Here is a 15,438-nt window from a genome sequence, read left to right on the forward strand (position 1 = left end):
ATTGCGTCTGGAGATTTTTCGGCTTGTGAGGCCCCGATGACGGATATCTTAGAAAGCCCGCTTACAAAGAAGTTACAAGTCTTCCTCGCCTTGTCTGAAGATGAATTGGATGTTTTGAAGCGTCTGCATCTGCGCCGCCGGTCCTTCACGGCGGGGCGTGATCTTGTGCATCAGGGGCAATCTGATCAGGCCGCTTACATTCTGGCCGCCGGCTGGGTGTGTTCCTACAAGCTTCAGCCGGACGGAACCCGACAGATCGTAGACTTCCAGATACCAGGGGATTTTCTTGGATTGCGCAGCGTCCTGCTGCGCACCTCCGACCACAGTTTCGAGCCGGTCACGGACATTCAGGCGGTGGAGGTTCTGGTGGACGACCTTCTGGATGCATTCACGAAAACCCCTCGCCTGGCGGCAGCCTTTCTTTGGGCAGCATCACGGGACGAAGCCATGGTGGTCGAGCATCTCGTTGGAGTTGGTCGGCGGTCCGCGGATGCGCGCATGGCGCATTTTCTTCTGGAACTGGGGGCAAGGCTGAAGTTGGTCGGAATGGGGAGCAAGGAAGGGTACGCCTGCCCATTGACACAGTATCATCTTGCTGATGCACTCGGCCTAAGTGCTGTCCATGTGAACCGTGTTTTGCGGAAGCTTCGCGAAAGCGGTCTGCTGACCTTTCAGGACGGCCGCGTGACGTTCGACAATTATGACGGATTGGTGGGCTTTTCGGGTTTCGATCCGGCATATCTGGATCAGACCGACCCACTTCTGAAATGAAGAAGGCCGCCCTTCGCTAAGCTTGGGCGGCCTGATTTTCTTCTAAGACGAGATCAGTCAGATAATCTCTTCTGCAGCCGCGTCGAGTTCCCGGTTCGTCTCGTCGTAGTTCTTCGCCGCGTGCGCTTTCTCGGCAGCCTGGTAGTGTTCCAGCGCCCGATCCTTTCTGGGACCGGCAGGCGCTTTGTCACAAGCTGCTTTGACCGAGGTCATCTTCTCGGTGACATTGGTTTGTTCAGGCGTCATTAGAATGTCCTTTCCTGGACATTCCGAGAATAGGAGACGCTGGGCAATGCAGCCCGTTTCAAGAACCGCACGCTTCACGCGCTTCTATTTTGCTCGGAAATGAGTGCCGCCGGAGATTCGGCAGGCACGAAGCCATGTACTCATCTTCTCCGCTCCGTTGCACTGACGCAGGTTAGCCTGGGACACTCGAAAGTTGTACTGTCCGCTTGGGCATCGGCTGTAGTGGTCAAGTTCTGGTTCTGAATCCAGACCCCAGGGGCCGGTTCACATGTCAATAAGTTCGTTAGAGGTTTCGCCCCAAGGTGAAGATTTATCCTGCTGGAGTCAGGTGGTGGGGGTTTGCTGATGTGACAGCCGCAGCCACCGACCGTTGTCCAGAAAATATGTGGACGCGCAGAGCGCCTCATAGATTGGTGAACCCGACTTTTCAGCGAATACGCGATAGGCGAGCACGGCAATGGCTCCTTGCCTGATTTGGCTACGGTCTTTCATTTCCACGGTTCGCCAGCCCGTGTTTTTCTTCATATGCTCCAGGATCTGTTCGCCCTGAAGGATGCCTGGCGGATAGGGAAGTATCATCACTGCATTTGTTGCAGTCACCGTGCGAGCGCTGTCCGCGCCGCTGGTCCAGTGTCGCGCCTCCAGATCCCAGAGGATCGCATTGTCCAGACCGGGCGTGCCGCCCTGCCTGCGGTCGCCGTCCTGTGCTTTGCCCAAGGTCATTGGCCCGTTCCCGGAGTGCCAGCGAGTATTAATTGCACAATCAGAAAGAAGATCGTCAGTACCGCCCATATCAATCCAGGAAAATTTGCCGGCCGGTTTTCCACACCACCAGAATCAGCCCTTAAACGCTTACGTCGTTTGGGAAGAAGACGGGTCAGTTCCCGCGCGAGCGTTCCGCTATCCTGTTTGAGTTCGGGCACGTCACGGAATTGCGACAACAGCATCTCCAGTCGCGAACCAGCGGCCTTTTCCTCCAAAGCGGCAAGCGCGGCTGCCTCTTCCCAAGGTTCGAGTTTTAGCCTTGCAAGGGCCGAAAGTACCGTAACAGCATTGCCTTTCCGGTCTTCACCAACGAAGGCCTGCAAAAAACGATCGAACTCAGGGCTATGCGGGTAAAGAATGCCACCTGCGGGCATCACCGTTTCCTCCTTTTCAATGTTTTCGGATCTTGGGAGCGAACGTGCCGAATGACCGGGGCCTCCTCTGGCAGGATCAAAATGTTTCGGATTGTTTTGATCATACCCGCATCGCCTGGAGCATGCGCTGACGCAGATCAGCCGGTGTCCAAACTTCTGAAGTCAAGCATCAGGGCAGCTCCAAGGTTCGCCAGCACTGCCCAGGGCCCAGCGGCGCTAACATGGGTCAGCGCGCATCGCCCGGTTCTGGGATAATGTATGATGACCGCAAATGCAGGCTACCTCTCTGCAATCAGGATACGGCAGCCTTTGCAGCGCGGAAGGCACGTATACATCGCGGAGACCGGAGATGGCGCTGCGTTCAATCAGATCCACCGTGACCTTCCCGCGCCCGTTTACCCTATCCGGATATTCGGACGAGCTGCCTGCCGGTGAATACGAAGTATTGGTTGAGGAAGAACTTATCGAGACGCTGAGTTTCCCGGCTTACCGCAGAACAGCGATTTTCCTGACTATAAACGGCAAGGGGCGTTCGCTGGGCCGAACAGAAATGCGGCCAATTACCTGGACCGACCTGGAAACGGCACTTGGCCGCGGCATTCAATATGACACCTGAAGATAGCGAGGCGGCGCTTTGCCGCTGGAGGAACTACAATGAACACTCCCGAATGGCTTAAACCTGGCCTCTACGGCGCCGTCATCGGCGCGGTACTTGTTAGTGTAGCTGGATTTTCTTGGGGCGGCTGGGTAACCGACCGAACCTCGAACGACAGGTCCGTGGCGATGGCCCGCGAACATGTTGTCACCGCATTGGTGCCTGTCTGTCTGGACATGGCCCGATCCGATCCGGAACGGGCTGCCAAGATGGCGGCGATCCGGGCAGCCTCTACCTTCCGGCAGCGAGAGGCCCTCATGGCGGCTGGCTGGGCGACAGTACCAGGCACAGAGACCCCGAACCGGGACATCGCGCACGCCTGCCTTGCAGCCCTTGACGTAAACAAGTCACCGGAGCGTCCGGAAAACACGATCAATGAAGGATGAGCAGCGCCATGTCACCACCTCTGCCTGAAACAACCGATCTTGAACGGCGCGTTCTAGCCCATGAACGGGTTCTCCAGTCGCTTATTGCTTACATGTCCCACACAGAACCGCGTTTCCTTGAGCACTTGAAAAAGCGTTTTGTTGAGCCGATGGCCATGGTGCGGCACGAGCATGACCACCGGAACGCGGATGATTACGCGGAGGAGTTCATTCGCGCCGTGATGGCCCTTGGAGAAACGCAATTGCCAAAGGCGGCGAGCTCCAGGGATCTCAAGAAGCCATTACACCAACCGAAAAAAAGACAAACTTCGGCACACCCCTATTATCCAACCGCGCAAGCTGATCGTGTCCGTGTCAGAGAGAGGAATGGGATCTGGGAGGTCAAGGTGGATGGTGTGTTCCACGGGGACTACCACGACAAGGGCATTGCTCTGGCGGCCGCAGCCTTGGCCCGCTTGTCGCTTTGATGAAAGGACTTCTCCTATGAACGAGCTAGTCAGAAAGTCCATTGCGGTTTTCACCCGGCCCTTCAGGTTGCCTGGCTTCGACGAGACGCTTCCGGCAGGAGAATACGATATTGAAACGGAACTGTCCTCACCGCCCGACCATCTGCACCCTGAAGCCTGGAAAGCATCTGTAGCGGTGAGACTGCATTCCCGGGCATCCCACCCCGGTCTGACGAGAACCTTGGCCGTTTCACTGGCGGACCTCGATGACGCCCTGGCAAAGGACAAGCTGACGGGAAAAGATCTGGCAGAACTTTTCCTGGAAGAGATGCTCGCAGACCCGATGGTTCGGCTGGTGATGGAGGCCGACGGTGTTTCCGAGATGCAGCTTCGGCATCTCTACGCGGGCGGGCGCGCATCTCAGGCGGACAAAGAGGCACGGGATGCGGATACAACAGGTACATCGCCACAAGAAAACTCACAAATACAGGCTGCGGAGAACGAAGGAATGCCGACACAGAGGGAATAAGACACGTGGATCTACCCCGCCGACCGCCAAGGTCTGCGCCGGGTGCCGGTTCGCACGAGCAAGGGAGAAAACGATATGCCCGACCAGAACGGCGGCCCGGAAGACCGTGGGCCATGGCAAAGCAAACAGAAGAGCAATCCTCCCGAGATTGACGATCTTCTTCGTCAAGGCCGCGACCGCCTGAGCGGATTACTCCCTGAAGGGCGGCCGCCTCTGAGAGGGGTACTGGTTGCAGGAGCGATAGTCTTGGCGGCGGTTGCAGCCTGGTCTTCTTATTACACAGTCCCGAGCGACTCGGTCGCCGTTGTCCAGCGTTTTGGCAAATACACTGCTGAGGTTTCGCCTGGCCTGCATTTCAAATTCCCGTTTGGCATCGACGTTGCCACACTGGTGCCCGTGAAACGGCAGCTGAAGCAGGAATTCGGATTCACCACGCCGGGCAGGAGTGATCCCTTCCAAAGCCCATCAGACGGCCAGCGCGAAACCGAAATGGTCACGGGAGATCTGAACGCCGCGCTTGTGGAATGGGTGGTGCAGTACCGGATCTCGGACCCCCTGAAGTTCCTGTTCGAGGTACGCGAGCCAAGCGCGACTTTGCGTTACGTCTCTGAGTCGGTGATGCGCGAGGTCGTTAGAGACCGCACGGTTGACGAGGTCATCACCATCGGCCGGCAAGAGATCGAGAGCGAGGCACTTTTTAAGATGCAGGCTCTGTCCACGAAATACGCCATGGGCATCAGCATCGACCAGGTGCAGCTGAAAAACATCAACCCGCCGGGACCCGTTCAGGCGTCGTTTAATGAGGTCAACCAGGCCCAGCAGGAAAAGGAACGCCTGATCAATGAGGCGCGCCGCGAATATAACAAAGTCATTCCGCTGGCCGAGGGCGAGAAAGATCAGCGGATCCGCGAGGCCGACGGCTATCGCCTGAAACGGATCAACGAGGCGGAAGGCGACGCCGCGCGGTTCACCGCGCTTTTGGCCGAATACGTCAAGGCACCAGAGGTCACGAGGCGGCGGATATACATAGAGACACTGCAGGATGTTCTGCCCACAATCCTGTCAAAAATCATTGTCGAAGGATCGACTGCGAGCATCCTGCCGCTTTTGAACCTCGACAGGCTTCAGGAGGATCCGTCATGAGCATCAGACTGGGTCTCATTGCAGGGATTGCGGCTGCAGTTGGCGTGATTGCCTCCGGTTCCCTCTACACAGTTGGCGAAGTCGAACAGGCCATTATCACCCAATTCGGCAAACCCGTGGGAGAACCAGTTATAACGGCCGGTTTAAAGCTAAAGCTGCCCATCGTTCAGGAAGTCAACCGGATCGACCGCCGGGTTCTTGAGTGGGATGGCAATCCGTCCGACATGCCCACCAAGGACAAGCTCTACATTTCCGTCGATCTTTTCGCCCGCTGGAAAATCACCGACCCGTTGCAATATTTCCTGCGGCTGCGCGATGAGCGCAGCGCGCAATCCCGACTAGACGATATTCTCGGCAGCGAAACCCGCAATGCCGTCGCCAAACACGAGTTGATAGAGATTATCCGGACTACGAAAGGCCGGATCCCGCTGCGGGACACGCTTCTAACCGATGAGGAGCGTGCGCAGGACATAGGTTCTCTGGTTCCTATCCAGAAAGGCCGCGCACTTGTAGAACAGGAGATTTTCGCAGCCGCCTCAGAGAAGGTTCGTGTATTTGGGATCGAGCTTCTCGATATCCGTTTCAAGCGGATCAATTACAATGAGAGTGTGCGTCCGAAGATCTATGACCGCATGATCTCCGAGCGTCGCCAGATCGCTGAACGTTTTCTTTCCGAAGGCAATGGCGAAGCCGCACGAATTCGCGGCAACCGGGTTCGCGATCTGAACAAGATACAATCCGAAGCGTATCGCGCCGTCGAGGAAATCCGCGGCGTGGCTGACGCCTCGGCGGCTGCGATCTACGCAAAAGCCTACAACATCGACGCCCAAGCAGCCGAATTCTATGCGTTTACCCGGACAATGCAGGCCTACAAGGACATGATTTCAGGCGGAACGACGCTGGTCCTGACAACCGATAGCGAACTTTTCAGGTTTCTGAGAGGAATGGAGGCCGGAGAGCCGTCTGGGAGTACGTCTCCTCCCCCTCCCGGCCTGACGGCTGCGGCCGAACGCTGATGAATCGGAGGACAAAGAGATGACGGAAGAACCGGTGGATTTAGACGAAACGCGAAGCGCCGAACGCCAGATTGCGACCGACACCCGTTGCCGCAAACGCGGCGTTTGGGAGCAGACGCCATCCACTCCATCCGCGTCTCGTTTGTCCGACCTGACTGCAGCGAAAGGGCGGTTTGAGATTTGGGCATCGACGTGTCATTGAATGACCGGTCTGGCGACATCGGCTGCAACGCAGCGAAGAACTTGCCGCGCCTGCGAGCAGATGCTGCGCCGGCAAACACCCGGAAGGGCAACGGCGGTTTAGTCCCGCAGAGCGTTCGTTCGTACAAAGTGCAACGAATGACCGCGTTGAGTCCAACTCGGACATAGCATAATCGTTTTGCGTGCGCTCGCGGCGCAGATTTCGCTGCAAGCCGATCTGGAAGAATGGCTGCACCACTACAACCAAGAGCACACTCATCAGGGCAAAATGTGTTGCTGAAGAATACCCTTCCAGACCATGATCGAGAGCAAAGAGATCAGGAAGCAAAAAATCCGGAACCAAACTTAATCTGGCATACACCACAGGAAAAACGGCCAACTGTCAGATCACATCGGAACCACTACATGTCAGTACATCAGCGACGCCGAGCAAACCCAGGGCTTTCCGATACGCCATTTCGCCACACGTTCAACCCCTTGCAGCGTCGACAAATCCGCTCTCCGAACCCTTCGCTCCAGAATGGAGTTCTGCAACGAAGACACGGGCGTTCTTGCGGCACGTCATTGTGGGCGCGAGCCATGATCATATCTGCTTCGTTGTCGGAGTCTTCCATCAGTTCTTAGCCTCGATTTCTGTTTTGGTTCATACAGCGACTGGAAAAGAAAGTTCCGAGCCCTAAGCCTTGAGATTGAAGGAGCTGCCTGGTTCAGACTGTCCGATGGGACGGCCTGTAATCCGAGGGGTTTTATTAGGACGAACCGGCATTCCTTCGTTCTCAGCAGCTTGGACAGCGAAAGTATACCGAGAACCGTTTCCGCATGCTCGCCGTAGAGCACGTTGATCTGATGATGTGACCTCTGCCTCAGAGATGAGCGACTCGGAGTAGAGGTGCCGAAGTTGAGTCTCTGAAACGCCATCCGCTTCCATTATCAATTGCACCATGGGATCCGCCAAAAGCTGGTCGAGCAAGAACTGCGACAACTGCTTTGAAGACAATTTATCCTTTGCGCGGGCTCTCTCCAAATCAGTAAGAGAAACGGTCAAGGTACGCGCCAGACCGGGGTGAGATTTCCGTGGATGCAGACAGATTAGCACTGATGCTTTCCAGGCTTCTTGATCCGAATAATCTGGTGGTGCGGAAAGCTCAGTTTCTATGTCGTATTCGCCCGCCGGGAGTAATTCGTCGAAGCCAGGGAAAGTAAACGGCCTGGAAAAGACTGCGATTGTCTTGCTGATTATTTGGTTCATTTGGTCAATTCTCCTTTGCTGATACCGCTCGCTCGGAGATGCAGACAAGAACAAGCCACCCACTCCCGGCAGGGTATTATCAGTTTTGGGGTTTAGGCTTTGGTTTTTCGGGGACGGTGTCCTGCCCTTTCGACGTCACTTCTTTTTTTGACGCGTCCGCATCGTTTTCCTTCAGTGCGGCAGCCGCTCTGGTCGTCAGGTCTTTGAAAGACATCATTTTGATCCTTTGATTGTCCGCACCACCCACGAGCCCAGATAGGGTGTGAAAAGTGAATGCGGCTACATCCAATATAGGGATTGGGTGCCTCATTTACTACGTAAAGCCGTAGAATAAGACGGGTGGCTGAAGCAGAACCGAGGCGGCGGCAACCCTGGCGCGCTACTTTCGCTTCGAATATCGGCGATCAGTGTTCGCTGCGGTGCAGTCAACCAATGCGCCATCACCATGGAAGACTTTTGCTACATCGGGTGCAGCCATGCCGCGCGAGAGCGCACTATAGTTCAATTTCAGCTTCACCTCGCCACCAGGGCGAAGCAGACAATCGGTGTTTTCAACAACGATATGATCACTGGTGGCTCCGACGAACGTGACGCCAGCAGGGAATATTAGACCCGCCGCATCAGTGTCCTGGAGTCCAATCGCAAGGATCGACCGAGTATTCGAAGGACTGTCTAAAGTCACACACTGCATTGAAGGTATAGGATAAATCATTTGCAAGGGATTTGGATTTGATTTGGTCTTCGTTTCGATCACTTCCGCCCAAAGCGTAAAAACATCTGTGTAAAGCCCGTCGATCGCGTACCCCGAAACGGGATCGGTACCCAGCAGGATGGCCTCACCCAGACGCAGGTTGTTGATCTTTCCGGTCGCCCCCTTGCCAAGCGCCCATGGCAAACTGGCAGAGCCGCCGCCTGACACTGTTTCCAGAGCGGGTCCACTTGCAAGTTCGGTGTCGGCGGCAAGCGACGAAAGCAATTCCATTGCTCCTGCAGAGGGTGCCACATGACCCAGACAGGCAAAATTTGCGCCAATCCACTTCAGAGAAATCCCTTCCATTCTAAGAATTTGAGACACAGTGCTTTCAAGGTGTTCAGGCAAGATGCCATCCCGCATATCCCCCATTTCCACCATCAAGATAATATTGTGAGTAATGTTCTTCCCCAGCGCCTCGATGGCCAGGCTGGCGATAATGTCCATCTCAGTGTTGAAGCTGACATCGCAGTTATCAAGGACTTGCGCGACCTGGCTCAGCATGGGCGTTCGGATCAAGGATATAGAGCACGAGATTCCAGCATCGTGCATACGCATGATATTGCTGATCCGCGCGTCCGCCAGCCCTGTCGCGCCACCTTCAAGCATAGCATTCGCAATCTCAGGATGACCGCAAACGGCTTTTGTCACACCTGTCACCGTAATTCCGCGGGGTCTAAGGTGGTCGACCAGGAACCGTGTGTTGTACCGAATTTTGTCCAGATCAACGTCGATACGCAGCTTGCTCATTCAATGGTCGTAGCACGTACGGGTTGCAAGCGCGGAAAGGCAGATAGAACCATATTCACCAAGTTTTTTGGAGGACGGTTCAATGCGTCAGTGACCGGGAGATACAATTTGCAGTTGTAGTCTGTGATGGCCTTTGAAATCTCAACATCATTCATTCCTTCATGGTTGATCGTCATGCCAATTACCTCTGTGTTCGCAAAAGCCTCGATCAGGGTGATTTCATCGCAAGGGTCGGGCATAGTCATGCTGGGGAAGTCGCATCGACGTTTTCGTTTAGGCGCGTGTTGAAGAATAACTGCATGTGGCTGACTGCCTCGCAGAATGAAGGCTGATGTGCAAAAAGCCGGATGGCTTAGCGCGCCCTGGCCCTCGATCACTATTACATCCGGGTGCTCACCCTCTGATGCCGCAACGACAGCGCGCTCAAGTTCGCCACAACAAAATTGCGGCGGCACCGAATCCATCGCGACACCATACTTGGTGCCCTGCATCAAACAAGTTTGGCCGGTGCCGACCAAAACTGTTTTGATCCCATGCGCGTTAAGTGCGCCTGTCAGGATTGTCGCGGTTGTACGCTTTCCAATTGCACAATCGGTGCCGAACACCGCGATGCGGATCGCCTGGACGTCTCCAATACTGCCATCTAACAGGCGCAGGTCGGGATTTGGCCGCGGCTTGCGAATGTCGCGTATCGTGACATCGTGAATTTTGGCAAATCCTGCGAGCTCCTTGTCATCGCTAAGAAATTCATGCAGCCCACTGACGATGTTCATTCCGAGCGTTATCGCATCCACAACAACTTCGCGATCCTCAAGGGACATTCTGCCGCTGGCCGGCGCCATTCCGTAAATAAAAGTGTCGGGGATCGTAGCTTCATTAGCGACGGCGGCATCAAGATCATCGAAGATGGGAACCTGATTTGCGATATTATCAAGCACTTTGCCACTGTCACAACCGCCATACGTGCTGTCGATCACCGAAAGAACGCGATAGGCCTGTGAATGTCGAACGAGACCATTAGCCGTCTTGCCATCGATCTTTGCGAAGTTTCCTTCGCAATACACAATTGCAGTCGGTGTATCTGTCACGAGTGTCTTGCGGTGAAGCTCTGGAAAAACTGCTTGTTCAGGCGCCAGCTTTTGCGCATCGCTGGCAATGAACTGCTTGGCATCCGACGCAATGGGTTCGGGTTTCATATTTGTTCCTTTTTAGAGTGTGAAACGCGCGTCCTTGGTAAGGACGGGCAAAAACTGTGAAGTTTGGGAAAGTGGGCTTTCTGTCTGAATTCTCACTGGTTCAGAACACACAGCCCTTCTGATCGATGATAGTTTTTGTGGCATTGCCACCCATTGCCGGATCGGTCGATATGGGCATTTGCCGGTAGCTCGATTGCATTGCAGCGATCACCGGACGCCTCGTAGCCACGTTCGCATTTCCATCCAACTCCATGGATCGCGTCATCGTAGAAAGCATTTTCAGGCACAAACACGGCATCGCACCGTCCGTCGCGCTCAAAATACCCACGCTCGCACGTCCAGGGACGCCCGCTGGTTGATGCGTTCAGAAAAGCGTTTTCCGGCACCGCTACTGCCACGCATGCTTCTCCGTCTTTTTCGTAGCCACGGTTGCAACGCCATGCAGATCCATAAGTGCTATTCGTCAGGTAAGCATTATCCGGCACCACGATTTTCTGGCAGCTATCGTCTACTCTTGTGTATCCACGCAGGCACCGCCACCTCTCACCTGATGGATCGAGATATCCACCCTCAGGCACAATCACTTCAGTGCATGAGGTGCCGCCAACTTCAACAAAGCCATGCATACATGCCCACCCTGAGCCATAGGTTCTGTTTGTGGGGTAGGCATTTCCCGGCACGACAATGGCCACGCATTCTTCGCCTTCCAACCGATAGGACAAATCGCATTCCCAACCGTCGCCATACTTATTGGGATGCGCGTTATCCGGGATCGAATTTGTTTCTGCCGATGCGGGACTTGATGAGATAAGGGAGCCCGTCAAGCAGCTGAAAACGCCAACAAACAGCGCCGTCATGAAGTGAGAGTAAAACCAGTGCTGATTTTTTCGATTTGTCCTGGTGCAAACGACGTTGTCCGAATGTTGAGTGATTGAGTTACGATCCATCCAGGTTCAGCCCCTCAATGCAGGCCTGTGCTAGATCTTTGTTGGGGGTTTGGGATCCCGGTACCGTTGCCCAGCCGGCTGCCATAACGGCATCCTTTCGCTTGAAAGAAGTAGCTTCTTTGATCGTCGTTATTTTTTCGGCGCGTTGGGTGTCAGTTCTCGCCATGTCGACGCAGATCGGAACCAACGCAGCGATTACATTGTCGCGGGACATGGCGTTGGCCATCTTGTCCGCGTTACTGCCGGTCATCCATCCACCCCAAGAAAATCCAACGACGCCTACGAAAACCCCTCCGATCAGGGCGCCGTAGATTCCGGGTTTAAGCCATTCGGGCGTGTTCATAATCTATTCCTCCTGCGGGGAAAGCGCCGCATCGCTGTCATTGTTAGATGTGGCCAAGGTTTGGTCTTGCTTGAGCGCCAGTTCAAAATCTTCTGGGTCAATTGGGCGCATTTCCGTGCGGCCTGGCTTGCTGCCTTTGCCCTGAACTGTCAGGTAGGTTCCGGTTCTGCGATATGCTTCGAAACTCAGGCCCTGTAGTAGTTCTTCAACAACAACTACTTCATACTCGCCTGCAGGAAGTTCATCCGGGTAGCCGGACAAAGAGAACGGATTTGAAAACGTCACCAAAGAACTGGACGATCTCGCGCTCACCTTTGTCCTCCATATAGTTTGTTGGATCTTCCCCGCGCAGTCTGCCGCGGTACACGCTCGTAAGCGCTGCGGTAGTACTGGCGTTGTAATTTAGAATAATGTGCAAATGGCAGACGCGCGCTGATCGATGTTAGTCTGCGGCCAATGACCTGAGATTTTATTGGAATCTCAAATGCATTTGGTGCCCGAGGATCAGGTACTGCCAAAAATTGACTAACCTGCGTCAGTGCAACGATGTTTGGATTCCGGCAACGTGATGTGTGTTGGCGGGATATTTGCTGGCGTGTTCTTAACGAGTATTTGAGAAGCGCAGGAAATCCAGTACCGCAATCGGACTGTATTTATCTTGCGCTTCTTTTTCGGTGAAATCCAAAATCTGCCGAAGCGAATGGCGTCTCTAACCAGGCAACTATCATCAAAATCCCGGCATCGCTGTAGGGGTGAACTTATTGCTTCAACAGTGGCCCGGCCTGATCCAGATAAGTGGGGTCAAAACCGGCCAACGTCACCAGTCCGTCATAATCATCAAATACCACTTGCCCGGATTGAAAAGTAAGCAGCCCCTTTTCCCGCAGTTGCCGTAGGACACGATTAACATGCACGGCACTCAGTCCCAGCGTATCGGCAAGATGGTATTGTGTCAGTGGGCAGGTATATCCCATCTTGGTTGCCATCCCGACCTGAGTCAGCCTCACACCAAGTTCCAAAAGAAAATGCGCCATGCGCTCACCCGCATCTCGCCGTCCTATGTTGACCAGGTGCTCAACCACCATCGCTTCATCTCTAGAGACCGCCCAAAGGATTGCTGTCGCCAGCCGGGGCGTTTGCGCAAATGCTTCCAGGAGATCATCCACTACTACTTCAATGGCTTGGATTTCCATGATTGGTTCTATGCTGTGATCCGAGGTGTGCAATAGAACGCTTCGCAAGCCCAGAAAGTCACCCGGTATTTGGAAATCGACGATCTGACGCGACCCGTCAGTCTGGGTTTTGTAGGAACAAACCCAGCCCGAGGCCAGAATGTAGGCCGCCTGCTCTGATTGCCCTTGATGCACAAGGTCACGTCCGGCTTCAAAGGTTCTGCGACGCTTGTGCAGGCGTGCCAATACCGCAAGTTCAACCTCAGTCAGAGCGACGAAGTTTGAAAGCTTTCGGGTGAGTGGACTATTTTTGATAGTGCGCAAGTGTTCTTCCTTCATCGATGAGCAGCCCGCGAAACTATCCGACGCCAAGACTGCTTTCGATCAGTTAAGTATACAGCAATCTATGCCAGTATGGTGCAATTCATCGTGGCGCTTCCATGCTTGGACGCCTGTTAGAAAAGGACGTCTACCATGGCTGACCGGCAAGACCATTCAGGAATGGCCGCACTCTCAATTTGTGAAGCGCTTTTGCTTGCAATTAAAGATCGTGAGCTTCTGCCCGAACATGAAATTGTGGGAGTTCTGCATGACGCAGCTGCTGTCCACGAAACAGCGGTCGGCAATAACGATGAAAAGGACATGCACCAGGCCGCCGCTGTTCTGATAAACAAGATCATTGCTTCCGGCTATCGCGTTCGGCAGTAACGTTAATTTCCTGTCAGAAAAACAAGATTATGCTCGTCAAAAAAGCTTAACAGCAAGAAGACACAAAATTGGCGTCTCGTTTCTAATCAGTTCAAACACGAAGCAAAAACCAATGTTTCAATACTTGCCATAGCCACCGGTCAGCGGCGTACCACCAAGCGCAACTGCGGCAATTGCGTCGAGCTCAATCATCAGACCCGCCTGTGGCGTCAACGAGTTTCAAAAGCTTTGCGGACCAGCTGAGAACATCGCCCAGTTTCGCGCCTTGTTTGACGATATTGATGTGAGCGAACTGTTGGCAAAGGTCTCTGTTCCAACAATGGTCCTTCACAGCGATAGGGACGCTGTTGCGCCGCTCTCGGAGGGGAAACTGCTGGCGTCTGAAATTCCGAACGCATCGTTTGTTCAGTTGAACAGCCCGAACCACCTACTATTTGCGTCCGAACCGGATTTCCCAAGAATGATTGAGAGTATTGAGAGCTTTACTCGAACATAAGGACGCGGGCATGTCGGTCGTGCCGCCTGTTTTGGTCACCGAAATTGGGAGCTACCGATACACTGGGGCTGACTATACCAGCAATCGGCGGTAGAAATGCTGGAAGTCCTGTTTGTTTGCTTGGCAACCAAGCTTGGAACTTTAAGAACTTTGGGAGCCTGAAAACCAAGCAGCCGCCCTTACCGCGCTGGCAAAGTACATCAAGATTGAAATGCCTGGAACGTCTTCAATTCAAGGTATATCGAGGCCATTCTCCCGTCCAAAATCGGTGTAGAAGCTGTCACTGCGGCATCGGTTCAAAGTGGCTTCGTCTGCTTGTCTTGGATCGTTGCCAGGGCTTTGGACACCTGTTCCTTCTATGAAGCGGTTCACGAGATTAAAGACACCGCACACTTGGATAGCATCGAACAACGCGCTCTCTGACCAGCCTGCCGCGTAGACCCCTTTTGCGTCGGCTTCCGTCATTCTTGATGGCGAGACGGTGAGCTTTTCAATGTATGCCAGTAACGGTTTGAGATGGTCCTCGACTGGTGCCGTATCGCGGTCTTCCATCAGTGCCTCGATTGTCTCGACCTCAATGCCGTAGGCTTTGGCGAAAACGATGTGTGCGCCATGGCAATACGCACAAGCATTCAAGCCAGAGACATAGGCTGCAATCAATTCTCGTTCAGCAACCGAGAGGTCGCTCTCGCCCCTCATCACAAGGCTTTCATACGCACACAATGGAGAAAGCTTGTCTGGAAAGGCTTGATAGACACTTCCAAGCGTTGCGTTCTCAGGCAGAGATGGAAATAGGCGTTTCATTCAGTTCTCTTTCAGTCTTGTTTTGGATAACTTCGTCTCACATGAGGAACCAACGGTGTTTACACAACCTTAAAGCAAATCCGGATTCCGCACAGAGATTCTGTTGGAAACCTGCAAACGGCAGGTTTGCCTGACGACACCCCCAACATGTTGGTTGTTTGGTTAAAGGTAATTTCATTTGAGCCGTTCTCGTAAGTCTACAATGTCCGGGTTAGCCCCCAAACCGGAGCTTCAAATCCAAGCGTGGTGACTTCCGTGTTGCGGACTCATCAGACCTTTGCAGGACGACCCTCAATCCATTGCCCAAGCCTATCGACGAGGTGGCTCAAGACACCCAGTATCTTGGTGCGCTCAGCTCGTTTGAACTCTCGTTTCACTGCAATGGCCATGCGCTCATGGTCGGTGACAGGCCGATGCGTTTCGGGAATGTGCTTCAGAAGGTCGATGTTTGTATCGGGCATCATTTTGGATCTCCTCATCAAGTGTTCCC

The 15,438-nt window shown here is 54.0% G+C and carries 21 protein-coding genes and 1 pseudogene; 10 read left to right on the plus strand and 12 right to left on the minus strand.

Annotation, left to right across the window (positions count from 1 at the left end):
- Window positions 1-36: 36 nt before the first annotated feature.
- A complete protein-coding gene (locus G7G_RS0115120) occupies window positions 37-771 on the plus strand; it encodes a Crp/Fnr family transcriptional regulator (RefSeq protein WP_010442276.1) in 735 nt (244 codons plus the stop codon).
- A 57-nt stretch (window positions 772-828) separates the two neighbouring features.
- On the opposite strand, the gene G7G_RS0115125 is transcribed toward G7G_RS0115120, so the two are convergent.
- The 3 genes from G7G_RS0115125 to G7G_RS0115135 all read right to left on the minus strand — a co-directional run bounded on the left by G7G_RS0115125 (window position 829) and on the right by G7G_RS0115135 (window position 2,156).
- Window positions 829-1,017: a hypothetical protein gene (locus G7G_RS0115125; protein WP_010442277.1), complete on the minus strand. Its 189-nt coding sequence runs from the start codon at window positions 1,015-1,017 to the stop codon at window positions 829-831.
- A 324-nt stretch (window positions 1,018-1,341) separates the two neighbouring features.
- Window positions 1,342-1,740: a hypothetical protein gene (locus tag G7G_RS0115130; RefSeq protein ID WP_010442278.1), complete on the minus strand. Its 399-nt coding sequence runs from the start codon at window positions 1,738-1,740 to the stop codon at window positions 1,342-1,344.
- Window positions 1,737-2,156: a hypothetical protein gene (locus tag G7G_RS0115135; protein ID WP_010442279.1), complete on the minus strand. Its 420-nt coding sequence runs from the start codon at window positions 2,154-2,156 to the stop codon at window positions 1,737-1,739. Before G7G_RS0115135 ends, G7G_RS0115130 begins: the two co-directional genes overlap by 4 nt.
- Window positions 2,157-2,505: 349 nt before the next feature.
- Here G7G_RS0115135 and G7G_RS0115140 point away from each other — a divergent pair, with 349 nt between their 5' ends.
- The 8 genes and pseudogenes from G7G_RS0115140 to G7G_RS24990 form a co-directional block, all read left to right on the plus strand.
- Window positions 2,506-2,772, plus strand: a complete 267-nt coding sequence (locus tag G7G_RS0115140; protein WP_010442281.1) for a hypothetical protein — start codon at window positions 2,506-2,508, stop codon at window positions 2,770-2,772.
- A gap of 38 nt (window positions 2,773-2,810) precedes the next feature.
- Window positions 2,811-3,197, plus strand: coding sequence for a hypothetical protein (locus G7G_RS0115145; protein ID WP_010442282.1), 387 nt, complete (start codon window positions 2,811-2,813; stop codon window positions 3,195-3,197).
- Between the two features lie 8 nt (window positions 3,198-3,205).
- A complete protein-coding gene (locus G7G_RS0115150) occupies window positions 3,206-3,664 on the plus strand; it encodes a hypothetical protein (RefSeq protein WP_120981224.1) in 459 nt (152 codons plus the stop codon).
- A gap of 16 nt (window positions 3,665-3,680) precedes the next feature.
- On the plus strand, window positions 3,681-4,172 hold the full coding sequence (locus G7G_RS23130; protein WP_010442284.1) for a hypothetical protein: 492 nt from the start codon (window positions 3,681-3,683) through the stop codon (window positions 4,170-4,172).
- A gap of 75 nt (window positions 4,173-4,247) precedes the next feature.
- Window positions 4,248-5,315: an FtsH protease activity modulator HflK gene (gene hflK / locus G7G_RS0115160; RefSeq protein ID WP_010442285.1), complete on the plus strand. Its 1,068-nt coding sequence runs from the start codon at window positions 4,248-4,250 to the stop codon at window positions 5,313-5,315.
- Window positions 5,312-6,331, plus strand: coding sequence for a protease modulator HflC (hflC, locus tag G7G_RS23135; protein ID WP_010442286.1), 1,020 nt, complete (start codon window positions 5,312-5,314; stop codon window positions 6,329-6,331). Before hflK ends, hflC begins: the two co-directional genes overlap by 4 nt.
- Before the next feature lie 19 nt (window positions 6,332-6,350).
- Window positions 6,351-6,533, plus strand: a complete 183-nt coding sequence (locus G7G_RS0115170) for a hypothetical protein (protein ID WP_010442287.1) — start codon at window positions 6,351-6,353, stop codon at window positions 6,531-6,533.
- 201 nt (window positions 6,534-6,734) lie between these two features.
- Window positions 6,735-6,881, plus strand: a pseudogene (locus G7G_RS24990) (IS481 family transposase); the annotation flags it as partial.
- 327 nt (window positions 6,882-7,208) lie between these two features.
- Here the strand turns inward: G7G_RS24990 and G7G_RS24545 are convergent.
- From G7G_RS24545 to G7G_RS0115210, 7 genes are all read right to left on the minus strand, one after another.
- Window positions 7,209-7,781 carry a hypothetical protein gene (locus G7G_RS24545; protein WP_010442288.1) on the minus strand — a complete coding sequence of 191 codons (573 nt, stop codon included), beginning with the start codon at window positions 7,779-7,781 and terminating at the stop codon, window positions 7,209-7,211.
- A gap of 379 nt (window positions 7,782-8,160) precedes the next feature.
- A complete protein-coding gene (locus G7G_RS0115185) occupies window positions 8,161-9,282 on the minus strand; it encodes an alanine/ornithine racemase family PLP-dependent enzyme (RefSeq protein WP_010442290.1) in 1,122 nt (373 codons plus the stop codon).
- Complete coding sequence (locus tag G7G_RS0115190; RefSeq protein ID WP_010442291.1) at window positions 9,279-10,478, minus strand: N-acetyltransferase DgcN family protein; 1,200 nt, start codon at window positions 10,476-10,478, stop codon at window positions 9,279-9,281. The genes G7G_RS0115185 and G7G_RS0115190 overlap by 4 nt, the downstream gene beginning before the upstream one ends.
- A 92-nt stretch (window positions 10,479-10,570) precedes the next feature.
- Window positions 10,571-11,335 (minus strand): hypothetical protein, encoded by a 765-nt coding sequence (locus tag G7G_RS0115195; protein ID WP_120981208.1) that lies wholly within the window; start codon window positions 11,333-11,335, stop codon window positions 10,571-10,573.
- A gap of 79 nt (window positions 11,336-11,414) precedes the next feature.
- A complete protein-coding gene (locus G7G_RS0115200; RefSeq protein WP_010442293.1) occupies window positions 11,415-11,768 on the minus strand; it encodes a hypothetical protein in 354 nt (117 codons plus the stop codon).
- Window positions 11,769-11,771: 3 nt separating this feature from the next.
- On the minus strand, window positions 11,772-12,080 hold the full coding sequence (locus G7G_RS0115205; RefSeq protein ID WP_010442294.1) for a hypothetical protein: 309 nt from the start codon (window positions 12,078-12,080) through the stop codon (window positions 11,772-11,774).
- Between the two features lie 446 nt (window positions 12,081-12,526).
- Window positions 12,527-13,279, minus strand: coding sequence for a Crp/Fnr family transcriptional regulator (locus tag G7G_RS0115210; RefSeq protein WP_010442295.1), 753 nt, complete (start codon window positions 13,277-13,279; stop codon window positions 12,527-12,529).
- 135 nt (window positions 13,280-13,414) lie between these two features.
- Between G7G_RS0115210 and G7G_RS0115215 the strand changes: the two genes are divergently transcribed.
- Entirely contained in the window at window positions 13,415-13,648 is a 234-nt protein-coding gene (locus tag G7G_RS0115215) for a hypothetical protein (protein WP_010442296.1), read from the plus strand.
- A 727-nt stretch (window positions 13,649-14,375) separates the two neighbouring features.
- On the opposite strand, the gene G7G_RS0115230 is transcribed toward G7G_RS0115215, so the two are convergent.
- Entirely contained in the window at window positions 14,376-14,948 is a 573-nt protein-coding gene (locus G7G_RS0115230) for a carboxymuconolactone decarboxylase family protein (RefSeq protein WP_010442299.1), read from the minus strand.
- A gap of 269 nt (window positions 14,949-15,217) precedes the next feature.
- The gene (locus G7G_RS0115235; protein ID WP_147437044.1) at window positions 15,218-15,409 is read right to left on the minus strand and encodes a hypothetical protein; all 192 of its coding nucleotides are present in this window, start codon (window positions 15,407-15,409) and stop codon (window positions 15,218-15,220) included.
- Between the last annotated feature and the right edge of the window lie 29 nt (window positions 15,410-15,438).

Origin of the sequence: Ruegeria conchae (assembly GCF_000192475.1) — a bacterium.
GTDB lineage: Bacteria > Pseudomonadota > Alphaproteobacteria > Rhodobacterales > Rhodobacteraceae > Ruegeria > Ruegeria conchae.